At 70.9% G+C, this 23,891-nt stretch carries 20 protein-coding genes; 9 read left to right on the forward strand and 11 right to left on the reverse strand.

Annotated features, from left to right (window positions below; all coding sequences use genetic code 11):
- Nucleotides 1-117: 117 nt before the first annotated feature.
- Entirely contained in the window at nt 118-600 is a 483-nt protein-coding gene (locus ASF43_RS06965; RefSeq protein ID WP_056178254.1) for a molybdenum cofactor biosynthesis protein MoaE, read from the forward strand.
- 14 nt (nt 601-614) lie between these two features.
- On the opposite strand, the gene ASF43_RS06970 is transcribed toward ASF43_RS06965, so the two are convergent.
- The 4 genes from ASF43_RS06970 to ASF43_RS06985 form a co-directional block, all read right to left on the reverse strand.
- Nucleotides 615-3,050, reverse strand: a complete 2,436-nt coding sequence (locus tag ASF43_RS06970; RefSeq protein ID WP_056178256.1) for a winged helix-turn-helix domain-containing protein — start codon at nt 3,048-3,050, stop codon at nt 615-617.
- Nucleotides 3,051-3,156: 106 nt separating this feature from the next.
- Complete coding sequence (locus ASF43_RS31205) at nt 3,157-4,287, reverse strand: NAD(P)/FAD-dependent oxidoreductase (RefSeq protein ID WP_162241777.1); 1,131 nt, start codon at nt 4,285-4,287, stop codon at nt 3,157-3,159.
- Complete coding sequence (locus ASF43_RS31210) at nt 4,257-6,122, reverse strand: LodA/GoxA family CTQ-dependent oxidase (RefSeq protein ID WP_056178260.1); 1,866 nt, start codon at nt 6,120-6,122, stop codon at nt 4,257-4,259. Before ASF43_RS31210 ends, ASF43_RS31205 begins: the two co-directional genes overlap by 31 nt.
- A gap of 106 nt (nt 6,123-6,228) precedes the next feature.
- On the reverse strand, nt 6,229-6,801 hold the full coding sequence (locus ASF43_RS06985; RefSeq protein WP_056178262.1) for a hypothetical protein: 573 nt from the start codon (nt 6,799-6,801) through the stop codon (nt 6,229-6,231).
- A 102-nt stretch (nt 6,802-6,903) separates the two neighbouring features.
- On the opposite strand from ASF43_RS06985, the gene clpB reads away from it, so the two are divergent.
- The gene (clpB, locus tag ASF43_RS06990) at nt 6,904-9,504 is read left to right on the forward strand and encodes an ATP-dependent chaperone ClpB (RefSeq protein WP_056178264.1); all 2,601 of its coding nucleotides are present in this window, start codon (nt 6,904-6,906) and stop codon (nt 9,502-9,504) included.
- On the forward strand, nt 9,504-9,872 hold the full coding sequence (locus ASF43_RS06995) for a hypothetical protein (protein ID WP_156373190.1): 369 nt from the start codon (nt 9,504-9,506) through the stop codon (nt 9,870-9,872). The genes clpB and ASF43_RS06995 overlap by 1 nt, the downstream gene beginning before the upstream one ends.
- A 266-nt stretch (nt 9,873-10,138) precedes the next feature.
- Here ASF43_RS06995 and ASF43_RS07000 read toward each other — a convergent pair whose 3' ends face one another.
- From ASF43_RS07000 to ASF43_RS07015, 4 genes are all read right to left on the reverse strand, one after another.
- The gene (locus tag ASF43_RS07000; protein WP_056178268.1) at nt 10,139-10,432 is read right to left on the reverse strand and encodes a hypothetical protein; all 294 of its coding nucleotides are present in this window, start codon (nt 10,430-10,432) and stop codon (nt 10,139-10,141) included.
- A 117-nt stretch (nt 10,433-10,549) separates the two neighbouring features.
- Nucleotides 10,550-11,764, reverse strand: a complete 1,215-nt coding sequence (locus ASF43_RS07005; RefSeq protein WP_056178270.1) for an FAD-dependent monooxygenase — start codon at nt 11,762-11,764, stop codon at nt 10,550-10,552.
- 132 nt (nt 11,765-11,896) lie between these two features.
- Nucleotides 11,897-12,211, reverse strand: coding sequence for a hypothetical protein (locus ASF43_RS07010; protein ID WP_056178272.1), 315 nt, complete (start codon nt 12,209-12,211; stop codon nt 11,897-11,899).
- Nucleotides 12,208-13,464, reverse strand: coding sequence for a DEAD/DEAH box helicase (locus tag ASF43_RS07015; RefSeq protein ID WP_056178274.1), 1,257 nt, complete (start codon nt 13,462-13,464; stop codon nt 12,208-12,210). The genes ASF43_RS07010 and ASF43_RS07015 overlap by 4 nt, the downstream gene beginning before the upstream one ends.
- A 626-nt stretch (nt 13,465-14,090) precedes the next feature.
- Between ASF43_RS07015 and ASF43_RS31215 the strand changes: the two genes are divergently transcribed.
- Nucleotides 14,091-15,092, forward strand: coding sequence for a tripartite tricarboxylate transporter substrate binding protein (locus ASF43_RS31215; RefSeq protein WP_056178276.1), 1,002 nt, complete (start codon nt 14,091-14,093; stop codon nt 15,090-15,092).
- Here the strand turns inward: ASF43_RS31215 and ASF43_RS07025 are convergent.
- On the reverse strand, nt 15,007-16,002 hold the full coding sequence (locus tag ASF43_RS07025) for a LysR family transcriptional regulator (protein ID WP_056178277.1): 996 nt from the start codon (nt 16,000-16,002) through the stop codon (nt 15,007-15,009). The two genes, ASF43_RS31215 and ASF43_RS07025, sit on opposite strands and share 86 nt — an antisense overlap.
- 157 nt (nt 16,003-16,159) lie before the next feature.
- Between ASF43_RS07025 and ASF43_RS07030 the strand changes: the two genes are divergently transcribed.
- The gene (locus ASF43_RS07030; protein ID WP_056178280.1) at nt 16,160-18,040 is read left to right on the forward strand and encodes a hypothetical protein; all 1,881 of its coding nucleotides are present in this window, start codon (nt 16,160-16,162) and stop codon (nt 18,038-18,040) included.
- A 17-nt stretch (nt 18,041-18,057) separates the two neighbouring features.
- Here the strand turns inward: ASF43_RS07030 and ASF43_RS07035 are convergent, their stop codons facing one another.
- Both ASF43_RS07035 and ASF43_RS07040 read right to left on the reverse strand, forming a co-directional pair.
- Nucleotides 18,058-18,588 carry a DUF421 domain-containing protein gene (locus tag ASF43_RS07035; protein ID WP_056178283.1) on the reverse strand — a complete coding sequence of 177 codons (531 nt, stop codon included), beginning with the start codon at nt 18,586-18,588 and terminating at the stop codon, nt 18,058-18,060.
- Nucleotides 18,589-18,604: 16 nt separating this feature from the next.
- Nucleotides 18,605-19,948, reverse strand: coding sequence for a sorbosone dehydrogenase family protein (locus tag ASF43_RS07040; protein ID WP_056178285.1), 1,344 nt, complete (start codon nt 19,946-19,948; stop codon nt 18,605-18,607).
- A gap of 148 nt (nt 19,949-20,096) precedes the next feature.
- On the opposite strand from ASF43_RS07040, the gene ASF43_RS07045 reads away from it, so the two are divergent.
- The 4 genes from ASF43_RS07045 to ASF43_RS07060 all read left to right on the forward strand — a co-directional run bounded on the left by ASF43_RS07045 (nt 20,097) and on the right by ASF43_RS07060 (nt 23,844).
- On the forward strand, nt 20,097-20,999 hold the full coding sequence (locus ASF43_RS07045) for a LysR family transcriptional regulator (RefSeq protein WP_056178287.1): 903 nt from the start codon (nt 20,097-20,099) through the stop codon (nt 20,997-20,999).
- Between the two features lie 135 nt (nt 21,000-21,134).
- Nucleotides 21,135-22,118, forward strand: a complete 984-nt coding sequence (locus ASF43_RS07050; protein ID WP_056178289.1) for a tripartite tricarboxylate transporter substrate binding protein — start codon at nt 21,135-21,137, stop codon at nt 22,116-22,118.
- Between the two features lie 116 nt (nt 22,119-22,234).
- Nucleotides 22,235-22,921, forward strand: coding sequence for an RraA family protein (locus tag ASF43_RS07055; protein WP_056178749.1), 687 nt, complete (start codon nt 22,235-22,237; stop codon nt 22,919-22,921).
- Nucleotides 22,918-23,844: an NAD(P)-dependent oxidoreductase gene (locus ASF43_RS07060; protein ID WP_056178291.1), complete on the forward strand. Its 927-nt coding sequence runs from the start codon at nt 22,918-22,920 to the stop codon at nt 23,842-23,844. The genes ASF43_RS07055 and ASF43_RS07060 overlap by 4 nt, the downstream gene beginning before the upstream one ends.
- Nucleotides 23,845-23,891 lie beyond the last annotated feature (47 nt).

Genomic DNA, 23,891 nt, shown 5'->3' on the forward strand with positions numbered 1-23,891 from the left:
TCCAGTTGTTTCGCAGCGCGGGTGGCCGTCCCGACACGGGCGTGCAGGGCAATGGCGTGGCGGCGGGTCGACATGGACATGGCGCGCAAGTCTAATCGCCTGCCCCACAATCGCGCCATGCCCCTGCCCCGCGTTGCCATCCAGACCGCCGACTTCGACCTGGGCGCCGAGGTCGCCGCGCTGCGCGCGCAGGACGCGCGCATCGGCGCCGTCTGCAGCTTCCTGGGCACGGTGCGCGACCGCCATCCCGACGTGGCCGGCGCCGTCACGGCCTTGGAGCTGGAGCACTACCCCGGCATGACCGAGCGCGCCATCGAGGCCATGGTCGACGAGGCCTTCGCGCGCTTCGACATCCACGCCGCGCGCGTGGTGCACCGCGTCGGCCCGCTGCTGCCGCTGGACCAGATCGTGCTGGTGGCCGTGGCGTCTGCGCACCGCGGCGTGGCCTTCCAGGCCTGCGAATTCCTGATGGACTACCTCAAGACCCAGGCGCCCTTCTGGAAGAAGGAGCAGACGGCCCAGGGCGCACGCTGGGTCGATGCACGCGTCAGCGACGACCAGGCCCTGGCGCGCTGGGGCATCGCGGCGCGCAACGCCTGAACGGGGCGGGCGGGTCAGCGCGGCGCTGCCGGGGGCGTGTCGGCGCGCTCCAGGGCGGCGCGCGCCTCGGCCACGGCCAGCCGCCTGTCCAGCGCATAGCCCTCGGCCATCGCGGTCTCGAACGCGACCATGCCCAGTGCCGCGCGCAGCTGGGCGATGCGCGGCAGCAGCAGGGCTTCGATCGCGGGCTGGCGGCGCTGGCGCATCTGGTCGATGCAGGCCTGCCCGGCGCCGTACAGGCGTGCGGCCTGCGCGCTCTGGCCGGCCAGCGCGGCCCAGCCGGCGAACGCGTCCAGCGCCATCTGCTCCAGCGACTCGTGGTGGATGTCCTGCGCGATCCGGATCGCGTCCAGCAGGTAGCTGGCCCCGGCCGCCACGTCGCCCAGGCCGATCGACACCCAGGCCACGTTGAGCAGGCTCAGGCCCACGTGGATCGGCGTGCCGCGCGCATGGGCCAGCACCAGCGATTCCTCGAACAGGGGGCGCGCCGCGGCCAGCTCGTTGAACGCCAGGTGCACCACGCCCATGGCCAGGATGGCCTGGTTCAGCACCGCGCGGTCACCGGTGCTGCGCGCCAGCGCCAGCGCGGCCGCGCAGTGCGTGCGCGCGGCCGGGCGGTCGCCATGGCCCAGGCAGGCGATGCCCAGCCACAGCTGCGACTGCGCCATCTGGCGCTGCCCGCCCAGGCTGCGCGCCAGCTCCAGGCTGTCCTTCAGCAGCGCGATGGCGTCGGCGTACTGGCCCAGGAAGTAGGCCAGTTCGCCGACCGCGGAGATGGCCTGGGCCTTGGTCAGGCTGGGCGCGGCGTCCCGCGCCGAGACCAGCGCGCGCATGCCGACCTGGTAGCCCAGGTCCGCCGTGCCGCGGCTGCGCCAGTAGCCTTGCAGGCAGGCGACCAGGCGCAGCACGCAGTCGTCCGTGGGCGGTGTCTCGTCGCCCCAGGCATGGGCCAGCAGCAGGTTCTCGCGGTCCGCGTCCAGCTGCAGCAGCCACTCGCGCTGCCGCGGCCCCTGCAGCTTGGCCACGCCCGACTCGACCCAGCCCGCCATGTAGTGCAGGTGCCGCATGCGCGCCGCCGCGGCCTCGCCGTGCAGCTGCAGCTGTTCGCTGGCGAACAGGCGCACCGTCTCCAGCAGGCCGTAGCGTGACTCGTCGTCGGTCTGCGGCACCACCACCACCAGCGACTGGTCGACCAGGGCCGACAGCGCATCGAGCACCTCCAGCTCGTCGGCCTCGTCGCCGGACACCGCCACCATCGCCTGCAGCGTCCAGCTGCCTGCGAACATGCCTGCGCAGCGGAACAGCCGCTGCAGTGGCGGCGGCAGCTGGTCGTAGCTCCACTGGATCGTGGCGCGCAGCGTCTGCACGCGCGGCTGGTTGCGCGCCGCACCGGTCAGCAGCCGGAAACGGTCGCCCAGGCGTTCCTGGATCTGCGGCAGCGACAGCACGTTGGCGCGCGCCGCCGCCAGCTCCAGCGCCAGCGGGATGCCGTCCAGGTGCCGGCAGATGTCGGCCACCACGCGCGCATTGCCCTCGCCGAGCCGGAACTCGGGGTTCACCCATTGCAGCCGGTCGACGAACAGGCGCACGGCGTCGAAGCCGTCGGCCGCGGCCGGTGCGCTGGCCGGCGGGCAGGCCAGCGGCGGCAGCAGGAACACGCGCTCGTCGGCCAGGTTCAGCGGGATGCGGCTGGTGGCCAGCACGCGCACCTGCGGGCAGGTGCGCAGCAGCGTGGCAATGAGGGCGCCTGCCGTGGCGGCCACATGCTCGCAGTTGTCCATGACGATCAGGCACTGGCGCGCCGCGAGGTGCTGCACCAGGCGATCGAGCAGTGTGGTGCCCGGCTTTTCGAACACGCCCAGCGCGGCGCCCAGCACCAGCGGCACGCGCGTGGCGTCCTGCAGCGGCGCCAGGTCGATGAACCACGCGCCGTCGGCCTGGGCGGGCAGCAGCTGGCGCGCCAGCTGCATGGCCATGCGCGTCTTGCCGCAGCCGCCGATGGCCACCAGCGTCAGCAGCCGCGCGTCGGCCAGCACTTGCCGGCACTCGGCCAGTTCGTGCGCGCGGCCGATGAAGCGGCTGCGCTCGGGCGCCAGGTTGTGCCGCAGCGCCGTGTCGGCCGGCGCGGCCGCGGCGTCCGTCGCGGCACCCTGTTCCACCACCGGCATGACGAGCCGGTAGCCACGGCCGGCCACCGTCGCGATGGCCTGCGCACCCAGCACCTTGCGCAGGGACGAAATCTGCACCTGCAGGTTGTTCTCTTCGACGACGAGCCCGGGCCACACGCGGTCGAGCAGCTCGCTCTTGCCGACCACGCGGTCGCGGTGCTGCAGCAACACCTCCAGCAAATCGAAAGCCCGGGCACCGATGGCGACAGAAATGCCATCGACGAGGATTCGGCGTTCCTGCAGCCGGATCTCGGTCCGTCCAGAGCGGTACAGCGAAGCCATCCTTCCCCCTGTGGTGCAAGCGTGCGATGCGCGTCCCGCCGTCGACGGGATGCCGCCGTCGCCGAAGCGGACGGCTGGCGGGCATTGTGCATGGGAAGGGGCGCGCTCAGGAACTCGCGACGGCCTCGCGCTGGCGCCGCTGCCAGTAGGGCTGGCCGGCGAAACGCACGGCCTCGCGGTACAAGCCCAGCCGCATGCGCGCATACAGCGCATGGGCGTGGTCGAGTGCGTCCGCATAGCGCTGCACGGCGGTGCCATCGCCGGCCAGGCTGGCAGACAGCGCCTGCCCGGCCTCGATGCCGCTGTGCAGCGCCACGGTCAAGCCGTGGGCCGACAGCGGGTCGTAGCGCATGGCGGCGTCGCCCACCGCCAGCCAGCCCGGGCCTGCGAACCGGGCCAGGCGCGCGCTGGCAGCCGGCGTGAAGGCGGGCGCGCCGGCCAGCACCGCGCCATGCTGCTGCAGCCGCGTCCACGTCAGCGGCGCGCCGGCCAGCAGCGCCTGCCAGCCGGCGGCCGTGCGCAGCGCGCGGTGGTCGTGCAGATCGGCGTCGGTAAAGAACATGGCGGACCACCGCCCCTGCGGCAGCGGCGCGCAATACCACCAGCCCCGGGGCACGGCCTCGATCAGGCTCGCGGTGTCGGCCGGCAGGCCAGGCGCCTGCAGCGTCGCCACCAGGGCCACCTGGGCATCGTCCTGCAGCCGGGCCACGCCCTGGTGACGTGCGAACCAGCTGGCCTGGCCGCTGGCGTCGACGACCCAGCGCGCCTGCCAGCGGCGCGGGCCATGCTGGCCCTGCCAGCCAGCAGCGTCTGGCACGATGGCCGGCGGCGCATCGAAGCTGTCGATGTCGGCGCCCAGCGCGCGCGCCCGCTCCACGAGGCGGCGGTCGAACACCGCGCGGTCGATGTGGAACCCATGGCCTTGCGGGTGGTGGATGAAGTCGAAGTGCCGGGGCGTGGACGTGGCCCAGGCCGAGCGGTTGCCGTGGCAGGCCAGATGCCCGTCGGCCTCGAACGCCTGCCACACGCCCAGGCGGCGCAGCAGGTGCTTGGCGTCCGGCGCCAGGCTGTCGCCCGGGGGCGTCGGGGCGGGCCGTGCGGGCGCCAGCACCAGCACGCGGTGCGCCGCGCGGCGCAGGCTGATGGCCGCGGCCATGGCCGCCGGGCCGCGGCCCAGCACGGCCACGTCGAAGCATTCGGCCGGGTTCAACGCTCGCGCGCCGGGTCGTGCGTCCACAGCGGCGTCGTCGCCGCGCCCTGCGCCGTGCCAGGCAGCGTGCGGCCGGTCTCCACCCACAGCCGGGCCGGCAGCGCGGGCTGGTCGCTGGGCCCGGGCCGGCGCGTCACCATGCCGATGTGCGGCCATTCTGTGATGAACACGGCGCGCGGGTTGGGGTCGGTGATCAACGCCGGCGGGTCGCTGTCGGGCTGGTAGACGATGCCGCGCAGCCATTTGGGCCGGTGCACCGGGTCGAACGCGCGCATCCGCTCGTCCAGCGGCAGCGCCGGGTCCATCAGGGTCTGGTACTGCGCCTCGGTCAGCACGTCGTTGGGCACACGCGCGGGCCAGAAGGTCGGCAGGTATTCGCCGCTCCAGGGCCGGTAGGCGGACAGGCAGCTGGCGGTGTCGGTCTGCCACGGGCAGGCCATCCAGCGCGTCAGGCTCCCGGGCGCGCAGCCGTCCAGCGGGCCGCCTGGGGCCATGGCGCCGGCGGAGGTCAACACCGGGCCGGCGTCGGGCTCCTCTCCCTGGCGGCGGCGCAACCGGAACGGCGCGGAGTACAGCGTGGGCTGGCGCATCGGCCATGTGAACTCGCAGCCGGGGTGGAACGGCCCGCCCGTGGTCTCGTCGAGCACGGCGCGGTCCAGGCCCTGGGCCTGCTCGGCCGGCGTGCGCTCGTCCCAGGGCTTGGGCGGGGGCGGCAGGCCGTCGGCGATGAAGTCGCCCCCGGCCCATTGCGCCAGCAGCGCGTACTGCGTGGGCAGGATCGCCATCCAGTTGCGCGGGTCGGTCGAGCCTGCGTCCACGGTGGCGGCATCGCCGTAGACACCCGGCCAGGCATCGGCCTGCTGCCATCCGTAGTCCGCATGCCGGAAGCGGTTGAACACGGCGCTGCGCAGCGGCTGGGCAGCCGGCGACGGGTCGTTCAGCCGCCGCAGCAGCTCCGCGCCGCGAAAGTCGTTGGCCGCGCCCCAGCCGAACTCCAGCGCGAAGCCGGCGTTGACCCATTGCGCGTCCGAGAAGCGCGACAGCAGCGGAAAGATGTCGGTGGAAAAGCGCGGACGCGGCGGCCGCAGCGTCGTGTCCAGCGCGCAGCCCACCTCGCGCAGCAGGTCCCAGCCCGTCACCAGCGCCTGCACGCCAGGCGCGAAGTCCGGCGGCGCCACGACCACCCAGGCACCGTCGGCCTGCAGCGCACGGCCATCGAGCACCACGCTCGCCTGCACCGGCCCGTCGCAGGTGTCGTCGTGCCAGCCGTCGTTGTTGGCAAAGCCGCTGGGCGGCACATCGTCGTGCGAGGCCGACTTGCCGTGGCCGCCCAGGAAGATCAGCCGGCCGGCCTCGTCGGTGCGCAGCTCGCCCAGATAGACCGGCCTGCCGTAGAAGCAGCCGTCATCGAATGCCTGGCCGCTCTGGCGGCTGCCGCCGATGGAGCGCGGCCGCGGCCGGATGCGCAGCTGCTCGCGCGCTGCTCCCTGCACGCTGCGGTTGCGGCGCAGGCTGGCCAGCGCGGGCACGCCCGGCAGGTCGCCGCGGCTGGCCGGAATGTCCATGGCCTGGTCGAAGTTGAACCAGGCAGCCTTCTCGTTGGCCACCTGCACGCTCCAGGTGATGGGCCCGTCGGCAAGCGTCACCTCGCGTACGACCTGGCCCGCGGCGTCCAGCCCGTACAGCCGAAAGCGCGCCGCCTGTCGCTTGATGCGGCCCTGTGCGTCGCGGTAGTTCTCGCCATCGCCAGGCTGCTGGCCGGGCACCTCGGGGCCGAAGAAGAATGCATCGGGGCTGTCGCCCACGCGTGCAATGCCGATGGACGGATAGATGGCCACGCGTTCGACGCGGTTCGTTGTCATGTCTGCTCCCGGGCTGCCTGGTGGCGGGAGCCGCTTGTCCCACGGCGCGCAGGCCAGGGCAAGCGTTTTAGCGGTGGCGCGCCACCGATTTCAGAACGCTTCAGGTTCAGTTGAGATAGCGCCGCGGTGGCTCCAGCGGCCCCGGCCCGGTGTCGGGCTCGGCCAGCTCGCCGGGCACGCCCGCGCGCCACTGCGCGGCCGCGATGGCCTGCTCCAGCAGGTGCGTGAAGCCATGGATCAGCGCCCCGCGCAGCTCGAGCTGGAAACCGCGCGGCGTCGGCAGGTCGGGCAGCTTTTCCTGGAACGCGATCTGCAGGGCCCCGCTGGCGTGCGGCGTGATGCGCACCTCGCTGACCAGCAGCGGCTCGGCGCCCAGCGGCAGCGCGGCCTTCTCGGCGCTCTGGTAGGGCGCCGTGAAGTTGGCCTTGCTCAGGGCCGCCTCGCGCTCGAAGGCGCCGATGGCCTGGCGTGCCGCCTGGTCGGCCGGCGCCGGCCGGCCCGCGGCCACGGCGGCCAGCTCCCCGGCCTGGACCACGGCCTTGTTCAGCACGGGCCACAGGCCCAGCACCAGCCGGCGTGTGAACCACAGGCGCAGCTCTTCGCCCTGCGCGGTGTTGATGCGCACGAGGATGCGGTCCTGCTCCTCGCGGTAGGTGACGGAGACCTGGCGGATGTCCATGGCCGGCGATTGTAGGCAGCCACCCACGGCCATCCGCGGGCGGCGGGCTCTTGAAAAACCCTGTTGCCGCCCTATGTTTTGGGGAATCAGGAGAACGCACCCATGCGCATCGACAAACTCACCACCAAATTCCAGGAAGCCCTGGGCGAAGCCCAATCCCTGGCGCTGGCGAACGACAACGCCTACATCGCACCGGCCCATGTGCTGGTCGCCATGCTCAAGCAGGAAGACGGCCCGCGTGCGCTGCTGCAGCGCGCCGGCACCAACGTGCAGGGCCTGCTGGCCGCGGCCGAGGGCGCCGTGAAACGCCTGCCCCAGGTGCATGGCCAGGAGCAGGTCACGCTGGACCGCGACATGACCAGCCTGCTGCAGGCGTCCGAGAAAGAGGCGCTCAAGCGCGGCGACGAATACATCGCCGGCGAGCTGTTCCTCTTGGCGCTGACCGACAGCAAGGCCGACATCGCCCAGCTCTTGCGTGACAACGGCCTGTCGCGCAAGTCGCTGGAGTCGGCCATCGACGCCGTGCGCGGCGGCCAGAAGGTCGACAACGCCGACGCCGAAGGCCAGCGCGACAGCCTGAAGAAATACACCATGGACCTGACCGAGCGCGCCAGGATGGGCAAGCTCGACCCGGTGATCGGCCGCGACGACGAGATCCGCCGCGCCATCCAGGTGCTGCAGCGCCGCACCAAGAACAACCCCGTGTTGATCGGCGAGCCTGGCGTGGGCAAGACCGCCATCGTCGAAGGCCTGGCACAGCGCATCGTGGCCGGCGAGGTGCCCGACTCGCTCAAGGGCAAGCGTGTACTGTCGCTGGACATGGCCGCGCTGCTGGCCGGTGCCAAGTACCGCGGCGAGTTCGAGGAGCGGCTCAAGGCCGTGCTGAAGGACCTGGCCAAGGACGAAGGCCAGACCATCGTCTTCATCGACGAGCTGCACACCATGGTGGGCGCGGGCAAGGCCGAGGGCGCGATGGACGCCGGCAACATGCTCAAGCCGGCCCTGGCGCGTGGCGAGCTGCACTGTGTGGGCGCGACCACGCTGGACGAATACCGCAAGTACATCGAGAAGGACGCCGCGCTGGAGCGCCGCTTCCAGAAGATCCTGGTGGGCGAGCCGACCGTGGAGGCCACCATCGCCATCCTGCGCGGCCTGCAGAACAAGTACGAGGCGCACCATGGCGTGCAGATCACCGACCCGGCCATCGTGGCCGCGGCCGAGCTCTCGCACCGCTACATCACCGACCGCTTCCTGCCCGACAAAGCCATCGATCTGATCGACGAGGCCGCGGCAAAGATCAAGATCGAGATGGACTCCAAGCCCGAGGTCATGGACCGTCTGGACCGCCGGCTCATCCAGCTGCAAATCGAGCGCGAAGCCGTGCGCCGCGAGAAGGACGAGTCCTCGCAGAAACGCTTCGGCCTGATCGAGAACGAGATCGCCAAGCTGCAAAAGGAGATCGCCGACCTGGACGAGGTGTGGCAGGCCGAGAAGGCCGAGGCCCAGGGCTCCAAGCACGTGATGGAAGAGATCGAGAAGGCCCGCTTCCAGGTCGAGGAGCTCAAGCGCAAGGGCGACTTCAACCGTGTCGCCGAGCTGCAGTACGGCAAGCTGCCTGAGCTGGAGAAGAAGCTCAAGGAAGCCCAGGCCAAGGAGGCCGGCAAGGGCGGGGCCGCGGGCCATCGCCTGCTGCGCACCCAGGTCGGCACCGAGGAGATCGCCGAGGTCGTGGCGCGCGCCACGGGCATCCCCGTGTCCAAGCTCATGCAGGGTGAGCGCGACAAGCTGCTGCAGATGGAAGCCAAGCTGCACGAGCGCGTGGTCGGCCAGGACGAGGCCATCACGGCCGTGGCCAGCGCCATCCGGCGTTCGCGCGCCGGCCTGTCGGACCCGAACCGGCCCACCGGCTCCTTCCTGTTCCTGGGCCCCACGGGCGTGGGCAAGACCGAGCTGTGCAAGGCACTGGCCGGCTTCCTGTTCGACTCGGAGGACCACCTGATCCGCATCGACATGAGTGAGTTCATGGAAAAGCATTCGGTGGCCCGCCTGATCGGCGCGCCGCCCGGCTACGTGGGCTACGAGGAGGGCGGCTACCTCACCGAAGCCGTGCGCCGCAAGCCCTACAGCGTGCTGCTGCTCGACGAGATCGAAAAGGCGCACCCCGACGTGTTCAACGTGCTGCTGCAGGTGCTGGACGATGGCCGCCTCACGGACGGCCAGGGCCGCACGGTGGACTTCAAGAACACCGTGATCGTGATGACGAGCAACATCGGCTCGCACCTGATCCAGGCCATGGTGGGCAAGGACGCGGAGGACATCAAGGACGCGGTGCAAGGCGAGCTCAAGAACCACTTCAGGCCCGAGTTCCTGAACCGCATCGACGAGACCGTGGTCTTCCACGCGCTGGACGCCAAGCACATCGAGGCGATTGCCGACATCCAGATCCGCGTGCTGCGCGACCGGCTGGCGCGCATGGACCTGACGCTGGACGTTTCCCCTGCGGCCCTTGGCGAATTGGCCAAGGTGGGCTTCGATCCGGTGTATGGTGCTCGTCCGCTGAAGCGGGCGATCCAGCAGCGCATCGAGAACCCGTTGTCCAAGCTGCTGCTGGAGGGGCGCTTCGCGCCCAAGTCGGTGATCCCGGTGGACGTGGACCCGATCCAGTCGCCCGGTGAGTTCCGGTTCGACCGGGTGGTGCATTGATGCAAGCCAGCTTTGAAGGGAGTGCAAGGCCTGTGGGTGATGTGATCGGAGGCCTGGTGCGCCTGGTGCTGCAAGTGGTCCTGCTGCTGGCGGGGCTGGTCGTGGCCGCCGGCATCTTCGTGGCCGTCGCCGTGCTGGCCGTGGTGTTCGGCCTGCGCGTGCTGTGGGCGCGCATCACGGGCAAGCCCGTGATCGCGTTCGGCATGGGCATCGACCCCTCGCAGAGCTGGCGCCGCTACCGCGACTGGCAGCAGCAGGCCACGCGGCGCGGCCCGCGTGGCGCGCCGGGCGCCGACACCGGCGCGCGCGCCGAACCCTCGCAGGACGTCGAAGACGTGCAGATCAAGGAAGTGCGCCCGCCGCGGTAAGCCTGTCCGCACTGGCCGATCTCGCATCGGCATGACGCAGGTCCAACCGCGGCGCCTGGGCGTGTAGGAGCATCGCGCATGCCCCAGGCACCGGCTGCCAAGGCCCTGCAGGAAGCCGCCGTTTCGGCACCCGGTCCCTCCGCGTGCCCCGGCCACTGCGTTGGCTGGTGCCGGGTTGGCGCGACCTGTGGCGCTGCCCGGTGCCGGGGCTGGTGCACGGCATCGTGCTGGCCGTGCTCGGGGCCGCATCATCGTGAACGGATGGCCTATTGCAGCAGTCTGCGCATTTCGTTGCGGTAACTCAGATTGGCTGCCGTGCACATGGCCGTGCCGCTCGTCAAGCCTGCCAGGAAACCGGCCAGCCCAGCTGAGATCGTTCCGACGCCAGGGACCACGACCGTCCCTCCTTTGGCACTCGCAACGCCAATGGCCACGCCGAGCGGCAGTCCGGCAATGGCCGCGCAACGCTTGGCGATGCTCCACAGGGTGTCCTGCTCGCTGTAGGAAATGAAGCCCAGTTTCAGCAGTTCGCGTTGGAACTGCTCGTTCATGCCTGCCATGTCGCCCGTCCTTTCGGTGTGTGTCCAAGCGGAAAGGCAAGTCTGCCGCCGGCCTGCATGGCGATCAAACCGGGCTTGCGCAATGTGGGGGACGGGCGCGAACTGCGCTGTCGTGCATCAGCGGGCTGCCCGGGCTTGCTCCCCATACAACCACGGCATGTCCAGCACGCGTTCTCCCAACAGCCGCAGCGACAGATTGCGCCCCAAGCGCACCGGGCCCGTGGCGTGGAAGATCACGCCGTTGCGCAGTGCGCGGGCCTGCACGCGCGCATTGCGCTGCCAGCGCGCCTGCGCGTAGGCGGCGAGCGCTCCCGGCACATCGCTGCCGCCGTGCAGCAGCGCCCGGCCCAGTGCATCGGCATCCTCCACCGCCATGCCCGCGCCCTGCGCGAGATACGGGCGCATCGGGTGCGCCGCATCGCCCAGCAGCGCCACGCGGCCACGCGCATGCTGCGCGGCCGATGACATCGGCGGCCGGTCGGCCAGCACCCACAGGCGCCAGGCCGGCACGGTGCGCACCAGGTCCTGCAGCGGTGCGCAGCAACCGGCCAGGGCGGCCTGCACGTCGGCGGCATTGGTCGCGTGGTTCCAGTCGGCCAGGGCATCGGGCGTCGCGCCCCGTGCGCCACCCGGCGGCGCTCCGTGCACGAAGGCCACGACGTTCAGCGCCGCGCCGGCCTGCACGGGATAGCACACGACGTGCAGCCGAGGCCCCAGCCAGGCCGTGACGGCATCGCTGCGCAGCGCGGCTGGCAAGGCGGCCTGCAGCAGCAGCGCGCGGTAGGCCAGGTGGCCCGTCAGGCGCGGTGGGCCGTCGTCCAGCAGCTGGGTGCGCACGCCGCTCCACAGGCCGTCGGCGCCCACCAGCGCGGCGCCCTCGGCCGTGCCACCAGCGGTGTGCAGCCGCACGCGCCCGCCATCGTCCTCAAAGCCCTGCACGCGCTGGCCCAGCTGCAGCGCCACATCGGCCCGCGTCGCCACGGCCGCATGCAGCAGCGCCAGCAGATCGGCGCGGTGGACGGTGGCGTAGGGCGCGCCGTAGCGCGCCGGCATGTCGGCCAGACCGAGGCTGGCCAGGGCCTGGCCGCTGGCCGCGTCACGCACCTGCAGCCGCGGCGGGAACGCGGCCACGGCGCGCAGGGCAGCGTCCAGCCCCCAGCCCTGCAGCACGCGCACCACGTTGGGCCCCAGCTGCACGCCGGCGCCCACCTCGCTGAAGGCGGCGGAGCGCTCGAACACGCGCACCGGCCAGCCCGCGCGCGCGCCCGCCAGCGCAGCGGCCAGGCCGCCGATGCCGCCGCCGGCGACCAGGAGTTGAGGGGGAGATGCCATGGGGCCGGGATTGTGCCCCGGGCTCTGGTGGGCGCGGGCGCCCGGTGCGCGGGCCACGCCCCGCGACCGTGGCTGTGTCAGTCCACCGCCGTCTGCATGGGCTGCGCTCGGGCCGCAGCGGCGCGCCGGACGTCAGGCCAGCGCATCGCCGAACCGGCCGGCAAACGCCGCGCAGAATGCCTCGGACCCACCGATCGACAGCGTGTACACGCGGCGTGCGATGCCGCCATCGGCCTCGTCCGTGACCTGCAGCTCGGCGTCCCAGTCGCCACCGTCCTCCACCGGCGCGCGGCCGCCCGGGAACTGTGCTTCGGCCCAGGCCAGCACCTGCGCGATCTCGGCCTCGACAGCGGCCGCGTGCGCAGGCGCCACGGCCGCCATGGCTTCGAACAGGCCGGTGCCGTCGCTGCCTTCGCTGGTGTCGAACAGCAGGTAGTCCAGCGTCATGCCGTCTTGCCCGGCGTGGGTGCCTGGGCTGCTGCGGCGGCGCGCAGCTTGTCCTTCTTGCTGGGCCGCTTGCCCTTGATGCCGCCCACGTGGGGCACGGCTGGCGGCAGCTCCACCGGCTCGAAACCGGCGACCTGCTCGCGCGCCACGGGTTTGCCCTGGCGTTTTTCGATGAGCCTGAAATGCGCCTCGGACGCGGCCGGCACGAAGCTGATGGCCAGCCCCGCAGCGCCGGCGCGGCCGGTGCGGCCGATGCGGTGCAGGTGGTCGGTGGCCGAGCGGGCCAGGTCGTAGTTCACGACGGCCGGCAATTGCGCCACGTCGATGCCGCGCGCGGCCAGGTCGGTCGCCACGACCACCTGCACGCGGCCGGCCTTCAGGTCGGCCAGCACCTGCGTGCGTTTGCCCTGGCTCAGCTCGCCGTGCAGCGGCTCGGCCAGGATGTCGGCCTTGCGCAGCTTGTCGGCCACGGTCTCGCAGGCGTGCTTGGTCGCCACGAACACCAGCACCTGCGGCCAGGGCTCGGTCGCGATCAGATGGCGCAGCAACTGCGTGCGGCGGGCCTGGTCGACGGCGATGGCGCGCTGCGTGATGTCGGGCACCGAGGCGGGCAGGGCTGCCACCTCGATGCTGGCCGCATCGCGCAGCAGGCTGTCGGCCAGCGCCTTGGCAGCAGGCGGGAAGGTGGCCGAGAAGAACAGCGTCTGGCGCTCGCTGGGCAGCAGCGCCAGCACGCGGTTCAGCTCGTCGGCAAAGCCCAGGTCGAGCAGACGGTCGGCCTCGTCGAGCACCAGCACCGCCAGATCGCCCAGCTTGAGCGCGTTGCGCTCGGCCAGGTCGAGCACGCGGCCCGGCGTGCCGATCACGAAATCGGCGCCACCGCGCAGCGCCAGCATCTGTGGGTTGACCGACAGGCCGCCGATCGCGCGCACGACCTTGGGCCGCTCGGGCAGTTGCGCGGCCAGCGCATGCAGGCTGTCGGCCACCTGGGCGGCCAGCTCGCGCGTGGGCACCAGAACCAGCGTGTGCAGCCGGCGCTGCGAGCGGTGGCGCGGCGTGGTGTGCCAGCGTTGCAGCAGCGGCAGCAGGTAAGCCGCGGTCTTGCCCGATCCCGTGTGTGCGCCGGCGCGCAGGTCCTGGCCGCGCAGCACGACGGGGATGGCCTCGGCCTGGATGGGCGTGGGCGCGGCGTAGCCTTGTTCGGCAGCGGCCTGGGCCAGGGCGGGCAGCAGCCCGAGGGAGGAGAAGGGCATGGAGGTTCGCGCGGGGGCGCGGGACTGGCGGGCGGCTGGGCAGTGTACGAGCGCGCCGTGCTTCGGTGCTGCAGAGCCTGGGCTCGCTGGGCCTGGACTGTGGCGGCCGCGGCCTGCGCTGGTCGCACGACGCCTCGACGATTGCCCTGGGCGTAAGCACTTGCCACAAGAGCGCGGTCTCGCCCACGGCCGGGCTGTTGCGCGGTGGTGTTGCGCCGGCCGCCGCCGAGAACGGTGACGAAGTCTTCGCGCCGCAGAAGTCCAGGCAGTACGAAGTCGGTGGGAAAGCGGACCGAGGAAAGCTGAGGACGCAGGTGGCGGTCCATGAGATCAGGTGGCCCGTTGCGATCAACGCCGCCTGGCCAATGACCCCGACAGGTTCAGCGCACGCTACGCGACCAAGGTGTCGGGCAAGCCCGTCACGCTGCGCGCCAGCCTGGAGAACGTCGTTCGGCTCCGAATACTGGATCACCAGCACCTCCGTGACCTTCGCCGCGCCACGCATGCCGATGCTGTCCGGCTCGGTGGACTTCCAGGCGAAAACAAGGCGGGTGCGCGGGTGCGGCGTCTGCTGCGCGACACCAGCTTCGCCCCTGCCATGCACGTGCGCCGTACCATCCGGTGCCATGCCCGTCGTCACTCTGCGCTCCGCTGCAACACAGGCCCGCTGGTGCGCGCTGGCGCTGTGGACGGCTGTTCCCGCAGCCTTCGCCTGCCCCACCGGCCCCATCTCCCTGGTCGTCCCCTACCCAGCGGGCGGCTCCATGGATGCCGTCATGCGCGTGGTGGCCGACGCCGCCGGCCGCGCCGCGGAACGCAGCTTCCTCGTGCGCAACATCGGCGGTGCATCGGGCGCCGTTGCCGTGCAGCACGTGCTGCGCCAGCCCGACGACGGCTGCACGGTGCTGGCCGGCAACGTCAACACAGTCATCCTCGCGCCGTTCCAGATGCCCCACGTGGGCTACACCGCGCAGGACCTCGCGCCCGTGGGGCAGGTGGGCAGCAGCGACTTCGTGGTGATCGCCGCGTCCACGCTGCCGGTCGAAGGCCTGGAGGACCTGCCCGGCTTGGTGGAGCAACGCGGCAAGGCCCTGTCGGCCGGCCACCCCGGCACCGAGACGCTGCAGTACATGGCCCTGCCGACCATCGCGCGGCAACTGCGCATGGACCTGCTGCACGTGCCTTACAAGGGCTCGTCGGTGCTGATCAACGACCTGATCGGCGGCCACATCGACATGGCCGTCGTGGCCGCGCCGGCCGCCACCGTGGCCGTGGAGCGCGGCCAGGTCAAGGTGCTGGCCAACCTCACGCAATGGATGGCCAGCCCGGCCGGCGGTGCGCAGGCGCCGCTCGTGGGCTGGGCCGGATGGTTCGTCGCGCAGGGCACGCCGCCGGCTGCACGTGCGCCGCTGCAGGCCGCGCTGCGCGGCGCGCTGGCCATGCCCGAGGTGCAGCGCAAGCTGCAGGCGCTGGGCTCGGCCGTGCCGTCGGCCGCGCAGCAGCAGGCCTTTGCCGAGACCGTCGCGGCCGACGTGCCGCGCTTCAGGCAGCGCTTCGGCGAGGCCCTCGCGTCGCGCGCGGCGGCGTCGGCGCAGGTGCCAGCGCCTGATGCCGGGCGTGGGCGATGAAGCGCTGCACGGCCTCGCTGCAACGGGCCTGATCGCGCGGCACCACCAGGCCTACGGGCGGCAGCGTGGCCCGGAACGCGGGGCCGCAGGGCAGCTCGACCAACAGGCCCGTGTCCAGCAGCTGCACGATGGTGTTGCGTGGAATGAAGACCAGCAGGTCGCGCTGCTGCAGCATGGCCAGCGTGAGCAGCACCGAGCGCCCGCTGATCCAGCAGGCCGGCGGCACGATGCCCAGGGCCTGGCATAGCAGGTCGAAGTCGCGCGCCGCGATGCCGGTGGGCGGCGGCACCAGCCAGGTCGCCTGCGCCAGTTGATCGATGGCTACGGACTTGCGCCGGGCCAGCGGGTGCCCGGCGCGGCAGGCCACGGTGTAGCGGTCGTCCAGCAGCGGCACGAAGTCCAGGTCGCCGGGCAGCTGCGCGGGTGCGCGGCAGGCCAGCAGGTCCACGCTGTGCTCTTCCATGAGCTTGAGCAACTCGTCCACCGACGCGGGCCGCACGTCGACGGCCACCTCGGCATGCGCCGTGCTGAACGACGGCAGCACCTGGGCCAGCAGCCCCGACACGGCCGCACCGATGGCGGCGATGCGCACCATGCCGGCCGCGCCGTTGTTCATCGACGCCACGGTCTCGGCGCAAGCCTGCAGCTGGCGCAGCGCCACGCGCACCAGGGGCAGCAGCGCATGGCCGAAGGCGCTGGGCCGCATGCCGCGCGAGTGGCGCTCGAACAGCGGCACGCCCAGGATGGTCTCGATCTCGGCCAGCGCATGCGTGGCGCCGGGCTGGCTCATGCCGATGGACTCGGCCGCCTTCTGCAAGCTTTCGAGCTCGGCGATGCGCACCAGCAGCTGCAGGTGGCGCAGCCGGGCGCGGGCCATGAGGCGTGCCAACAGAACGGCGGGTGCGGCCATCGCTGCATTCTAGATTCGAATGACAGAGGTCATATTTGAATTGGACGCCTGGGCGCGACGCTTGGAGAATCTGCCCGGCTCGCGAGCCAACCATTCACGCCTTCAATGCCAGCGGGACGCCGCGCGGCATACCAGGCGCCTCACACGGAGACACACCATGACCATCACGCGCAGCTCTGCGTGGCGCTTCGGCGCACTCGCACTGGCCACCACGCTCGTCGCCTGCAACGGCGGCTCCGGCGACGACGACAAAGCCACCGGCAACTTCGACACGCGGCTCACCACCGTCGACAAGGCACAGCTCATCAGCCCCGCCGACGCGACCGCCTGGTTCCAGGCCAAGGCGTCCTGGGGCGCCACCTACACCGGATCGCCGGCCTGGAAGTCCTACATGGGCTTCATCGAGCAGCGCCTGGAGGAATACGGCGCGCAGAACATCACCCGCGCGCGCTTCCCCTATGAGCGCTGGTACACCACCGAATACCCCGACAAGACGGGCTGGTCGCTGACCTCCGACGGCACGGCCGTGGACGTGGCCTCCTACGCCACGCAGTCCGGCTCCACCGGCCCGAACGGCGTCACTGCCGCCATGGTGCTGTACGACCTGTCCGTGCCCGCTGCCAGCCGCCCCACGGCGGCGCAGATGGCCGGCAAGATCGTGGTCGTGAAGCAGGCACCCTATACCTACACGGGCAACAGCGCGGGTTACACGGACTACGAATTCCGCACCAACGAAGACCAGTTCCTGGCCCCGTTCCAGGCGGTCGACCCGAGCTACGAGGCCAGCTACCGCAACCGCCAGCAGTACGGCCAGATGGGCACCACCATCAACAACTTCTTCCGCAGTGCCACCAACAAGCCGGTCGGTCATGTGGTGGTGATGGACATGCCGCCCGGTGCCGCGCAGGGCGGGCGCCAGCACGGCACGCCGAACCGCTATGAGGTGCCTGGCCTGTTGCTGGACAAGGTGAACGGCGCCAAGGTCATCGAGGACGCCCGCGCCGGCAAGACCGCCACGCTGAAGCTCGACGCCCAGGTCGAGCAGGACGCACTGGCCTACACGCTGGTGGCCACGCTGCCGGGCAAGGACTTCGGCACCGCCAAGGACACGGCCGTCATGATGGCCACGCACGTGGACGGCCCCGCGCTGATCCAGGACGCCGGCGCTCTCGGCATCCTGGCCGTGGTGAAGTACTACGCGCAGATCCCGCAGGCCGAGCGGCCGCGCAGCATCTTCATGGTGTTCGACACGCGGCATTTCGTGCCGGGTGCCGAGCGCACCTACCCCTATGACTTCGTGGAGGACAACCACGACCGGCTCAGCAAGTACGTGATCGGCGGCGTGTCCATGGAACACGTGGGCGGTGCGCAGATGGCCGATGCGGGCAACGAGTTCCGCGCCACGGGCCGCGCCATGACCACCTACATCAACACGCATGGCAACGACATCAACGTCGAGAAGGCGATCGAGGCCGTGAAGATGGCTGCACTGCCGCGGGCGCAGGTCAACGCTGAGGAACGCCCCGGCGTGAACGGCCAGGCGCAGAACAACTGGTTCGGCCGCAACTTCGCAGCCCACCTCGAATCGCTGGGCAACCACCCGGTGTGGCATGTGACGGGCGACTGGCCCAGTTCGGGCTACCAGGCCTTCTACCCAGGCCTGGACCGCTTCATGCCCGAGGTCTTCATCGCCCAGGCCGGCACGGCCGCCAGGCTGGTCGGCACGCTGATGACGACGACCGACCTGGTGCCCATGTCGTCCTCCTGGTCCAAGATCGACCAGGGCATCCGCGCGCTGGCCGATGCCGACTTCACGACGCCCGCCAACGCAGCGGCCAGCCGTGCCGCACTGCTGGCCCAGAGCAAGGCCATGTTCGCGTCGGTGAAGAAGAGTGACTACAGCAAGACGCCGGCCGAGCTCGATGCCCTGAAGGCGGCTGTGACAGCGGGCACCGTGGCCAACGCGCGGCAAAAGACCATCCTCGACCTGATCGAGGATGTGCGGGCCCGCGCGGCCCGGGCCGTCGCCAAGGGTTGATCGACGGGCTGCCGGTGCTACACCGGCAGCTTGCCGTCCTTCTTGGGCGCCGCATCGTCGCTGTCTTCGTCGCGGCGGATGATGCTGATCTCACCGTCCTTTTCCATGCGCGCGCTCTTGACCTGGTCGATGCACTCCACGCCGTGCTCGCGCAGCGCGGCCATCAGGTCGTCCATGGTCATGAGCTCGCGGCGCATGCTGCGCCGGTCCACCTTGCCATTGCGCACCAGGTGCAGGGGCTCGCCCTCCACGAAATGCCGCACCGGCAGCCAGTGGTAGGCGGCCCAGTCCAGCGCATAGTTCCAGAACGCGATGGTCGAGACCAGCAGCACGCCGTCGGTGATCGAGGTGTATTCGCCGGCCATCGCGTTCTGCGCGGCGTCGGCGATGACGACCAGCAACAGCACGTCGGTGATCGCCATCGCGCCCGTGTCGCGCCGCAGCACGAAGCGGAACAGCAAAAACAAAAACCAGTAGACCGCCGTGCCGCGGATCAGGATCTCGGCCGGCGGCAGCGACAGGCCGAACAGCGCGGCGAGATCTGGCATGGTTTAGACCACGGTGTCATGGCGCAGCGGGTGCCACGCGCCACACGGCGTTGCCCACGTCGTCGGCCACCAGCAGTGCGCCCTTGGCATCGAACACCACGCCCACGGGCCGGCCCAGGGCCTCGCCGTCGGCGTTCAGGAACCCCGTCAACACATCCTGCGGCATGCCCGACGGGATGCCGTGCATGAAGGGCACGAACACCACCTTGTAGCCGCTGACCGGCTTGCGGTTCCACGAGCCGTGCTCGCCGATGAAGGCGCCCGCGCCGTACCGGCCCACCATCTGCTTGCCGTCGGAGATCGCCAGGCCCAGTGCGGCCACGTGCGAGCCCAGCGCGTAGTCGGGCTTGATGGCCTTGGCGACCATGTCGGGCATGGGCGGCTTCACGCGCTCGTCCACATGCTGGCCGTAGTAGCTCCAGGGCCAACCGTAGAAGCCTCCGTCCTGCACCGAGGTCATGTAGTCGGGCACCAGGTCGTTGCCCAGCTCGTCGCGCTCGTTGACCACCGTCCACAGCTTGCCCGTCACGGGCTCCCAGGCCAGGCCGTTGGGGTTGCGCAGGCCCGAGGCGAAGATGCGGTGCGTGCCGGTCTTGGCGTCGACCTCCCAGATCGCGGCGCGGCCTTCCTCGTTCTCCAGACCGTTCTCGCCGATGTTGCTGTTCGAGCCCACGGTCACGTAGAGCTTGCTGCCGTCGGCATTGGGCAGCAGGTTCTTCGTCCAGTGGTGGTTGATCTTCGAGGGCAGGTCGGCCACCTTGGTCGCGGCCGCCGTGATGCTGGTCTGGCCCTGCGTGAACGGGAACTTGACGACCGCGTCGGCGTTCGCGACGAACAGCTCGTTGCCCACCAGCGCCATGCCAAAGGGCGAGGTCAGGCCTTGCAGCAACACAGTCTTGACCTCTGCCACGCCGTCGCCGTCGGCGTCGCGCAGCAGCGTGATGCGGTCGGCGCTGGGCACGGCGGCACCGGCACGCTTCATGAACAGGCCCTGCACCCAGCCGCGGATCGAGGGCTTCTTGCCTTCGCCCGCGTTGGCCGGCTTGTTGGACTCGGCCACCAGCACGTCGCCGTTGGGCAGTGTGTACAGCCAGCGGGGGTGGTCCAGCCCGGTCGCGAAGGCCTGCACCTTGGTGCCGGCGGCCGGCGTGGGCATGGTGCCCGCGGGCCAGCCCTTGACGGGCGCGACCTTGACGGTGGGGATCAGGCTGCCCCCAGGCGCCGGCAGCTGGGGCGCAGAGCCGATCCCTGTCGTGTCGGGCAGCTTGGAGGTCTCGCCACAGCCGACCAGCGCAAGCCCCAGCAGCAGGGCGATCGGCGCTTTGTACAAGTGGGCCGAGGGCGCGGGGCGATGGGTCATGCGGGAAGCTCCTGGAAATTGGTTCGCCATCCTCGCGTACAGGGATGGGGCTGTCTGCCATCATGCGGCCAGTGTGGTTGTGGGCGCTGTCCCACCGGTGCAAAGCATGCGCCGCCCACATCCATCGACACCATGGCGGAGACCACCCTTGGACCTGCGCGATCTGCAGTATTTCGAAGTCATCGCCGAGCTCGAGCACATGGGCCGCGCGTCCGAGCGGCTGCACCGCACGCAGCCCGCGCTCACGAGCTGCGTGCGCCGCCTGGAGGAGGCCTGCGGCGCCGCGCTGTTCGAGAAGACCGGGCGCGGCATCAAGCTCACGGCTGCCGGCCATGCGCTGCTGCGCTGGGCGCAGCGCACGCGGCTGGACGTGGAGAGCGCGCGGCGCGAGATCGGCGACATCGGCCGCGGCCTGTCGGGCCATGTCAAGCTGGGCATCGTGCCGACGGCCGCGCAGTTCCTGCTGCCGCCCGTGGCGCGCGACCTGATCGCCGAGGCGCCCGAGGTCACGCTCAAGACGCACGTGGGCCTGGTCGACGTGCTCACGCCGCTGCTGCGCTCCGGCGACATCGACCTCATGGTCGGCACCGAGGGTGCGCGCGAGTCCGGCTTCGCCTCGCAGTACCTGGCAGAGGACTTGATCGTGGTCGCAGCCAGCGCTGGCCACCCGGTGTTCGACAGGCCTCGGCCGGCCTTGAAAGACCTCGCGCGCTGGCGCTGGGTGCTGCAACCGCCCGGCGCGCCCACGCGCGACTGGCTGGACCAGACCTTCGACCGCCACAACCTGCCGCGGCCGGTGGTGCAGGTGGAAAGCACCATGCTCCTGATGCTGCCCGCGCTGATCGGCGAGACCGGCCTCCTGAGCTTCATCTCGCGCCTGCACCTGCAGGCCGGGCGCTCGGGCGCGGCGCTGCGCGAGGTCGGCATCCCGGCCACCACGATGCGGCGCCGGCTGGTGGCCACCTGGCGCGACACCGGCTACGTTTCGCCGGCTGCGCAGCGGCTGATGGCTTTGCTTGCACGGCACGCCAGCCACGAGACGCCAGCCTGAATACCCCAAGCACCATTTATCGATTGCAAGAAAGTTTCGATTGGACCTATTGCAGTCCAGCACGAATACTTGCCTCCATCGAACGCCCGCCACGCAACGGTTGCGCCAGGGCAGTTCCCAACCGGAGACAAGACTATGCACCTGCCACGCCGCCGCCACCTCGTCCTGATCGCCTCGGCGTTCGCCACCCTGGCCAGCGCCCCCGCGTGGTCGCAGGCACCTTATCCCTCACGCCCCATCCGCCTCGTCGTGCCGTTCCCGGCCGGCGGCGGCACCGACCTCATCGCGCGTGAAGTCGCCAACAAGGTGGCCACGGCCAACGGTTGGACCATCATCATCGACAACAAGCCCGGCTCTGGCGGCAACCTGGGCGTGGACACGGCCGCCAAGGCCCCGGCCGACGGCTACACGCTGGTGCTGGGCCAGACCAGCAACCTGGCCATCAACCCCACGCTGTACCCCAAGCTGCCCTACAAGCCCGAGACCGACCTGGCCCCGGTCGGCCTGGTCGCGCAAGCGCCGCTGGTGCTCGTGGTCGCGGCCAACTCGCCGTACAAGACCCTGGCCGACGTGGTCGCCGCGGCCAAGGCCAAGCCCGAGACACTGAACTACGCGAGCTCGGGCAACGGCACCGTGGCCCACCTGGCGGCCGAGCTGCTGCAGAAGCAGGCCGGCGTGAAGTTCACGCACGTGCCGTACAAGGGCGCGGCCCAGGGCTCCACCGACCTGATCGGCGGCCAGATCCAGATGTACATGTCGTCCGTGCCCACGCTGATCGGCTACATCAAGAACGGCAAGATGCGCGCCATCGCCGTCACCTCGCAGCAGCGCACGGCCGACCTGCCCAACGTGCCCACCGTCGCCGAGTCCGGCTACAAGGGCTTCGAGGCCGTGACCTGGTTCGGCGTGGCCGGCCCGGACGGCCTGCCCAAGGATGCGGTGGCCAGGCTGAACACCGCTTTCAACCAGGCGCTCGGCGACGCCGAGATCAAGAAGAAGCTGGCCGCACAAGGCGCCGAGGTGCGCGGCAGCACGCCCGAGCAGTTCGGCGCCTTGATCAAGAGCGAGATCGTGCGTTGGGGCAAGGTCGTCCAGGAATCCGGCGCCAAGGTCGACTGAGTCTCCGGCGCCAGGGCTGCGCCACCCTTTCTCCACTGCTGCTGCAAGCGGGTTCCAGCACCCGCGTGGGCAGCGCCATGCCCGAACCCTTCTTCCACCGCATCGAAAGACCCGACATGTCCACTCTTCCCGACATCATCCGCAGCTTCGAACGTGTGCCCGCCGACCTCGTCGCGCAGGCCGCCCAGTTCCAGCCCGCCATCTTTGCAGACGTCGCCGGCCGCCGCGGCGCGCTGCACGGCCGCATCAAGCCGCTGCACCCCCGCATGAAGCTGGCCGGCACCGCCATCACGGTGGAAGTGCGCCCCGGCGACAACCTCATGATCCACGCCGCCATCGCGCTGGCCAAGCCGGGCGACGTGCTGGTCATCGACGGCAAGGGCGACCAGACCTCCGCGCTCATGGGCACCATCATGATGACGGCCTGCCGCCAGCTCGGCATCGCCGGCGTGGTGATGGACGGTGCCGCGCGCGACAGCATCGAGATCGACGAGATGGACTACCCCGTGTTCAGCGTGGGCACCAACCCCAACGGCCCGACCAAGAACGTGGGCGGCCGCATCGGCCACCCGGTGTCGGTGGGCGGCGTGACGGTCTACCCCGGCGACTTCGTGATCGGCGATGCCGATGGCGTGGTCGTGGTCGAGCGCGACAAGCTTGCCGGCCTGCTGCCGCTGGCCGCCAAGAAGGTCAAGGACGAAGCCGCGCGGATTGCGGCCATCAAGGAAGGCGACACCGCCGCGAAATGGCTGACCGCCGCGCTGCGCAATGCCGGCGTGCTGAAGGAAGGGGAGACGCTGTGAGCGCCGTACTCGTCACTGGCGCCGACCTTGCGCCGCAGGCCCTGGCCCTGCTCGAAGGCCATGACGTCCTCTATGCCGGCAAGACGCCGACCGAGGACGACCTGGTCGCGCTGTGCCGCGCGCACGACCCCGTGGCCATCATCGTGCGCTACGGCAAGGTCGGCGCCACGGTCATGGACGCGGCGCCGTCGCTGAAGGTGATCTCCAAGCACGGCAGCGGCACCGACACCATCGACAAGGTGGCGGCCAAGGCGCGCGGCATCGAGGTGGTGGCGGCTGCGGGTGCCAATGCAGCGGCTGTGGCCGAGCAGGCCCTGGCGCTGTTGCTGGCCTGCGCCAAGTCCGTGGTGGCGCTGGACGCGCGCATGCACGCCGGCCACTGGGACAAGGCCACGCACAAGAGCCTGGAACTGGGTGGCCGCACGGTCGGCCTGGTCGGCCTGGGCGCCATCGGCCTGCGCTTCGCACGCATGGCCGACGCCCTGGGCATGCGCGTGATCGGCTTCGACCCGTTTGCCAAGAACCTGCCCGACTACGTGCAGAGCGTGGACCTGGCGACGATCTGGCGCGAGTCCGACGCCATCTCGCTGCACTGCCCGCTGATGGACGAGAACCGCGGCCTGCTCAATGCCGACACGCTGGCGCAGTGCAAGCGCGGCGTGATCGTGGTGAACACCGCGCGCGGCGGCTTGATCGACGAGGCCGCGCTGCTGGCCGCGGTGCGGTCGGGCCAGGTCGCGTCGGCCGGGCTGGACAGCTTCGCCGTCGAGCCCATGGTGGCAGGCCACCCGTTCCAGGGCGAAAAGAACATCGTGCTGAGCCCGCACATCGGCGGCGTGACCAGCGACGCCTACGTGAACATGGGCGTGGCGGCTGCGCAGAACCTGCTGGCCGTGCTGGCACGGCAGACGGCCGCTGCGTGACGCGCTGAGCGCGCTTTGGCTCCTCTCTCCCCGTGTGGGAGAGGGGG

The organism is Pseudorhodoferax sp. Leaf267 (assembly GCF_001422405.1).
Lineage (GTDB): Bacteria > Pseudomonadota > Gammaproteobacteria > Burkholderiales > Burkholderiaceae_C > Pseudorhodoferax.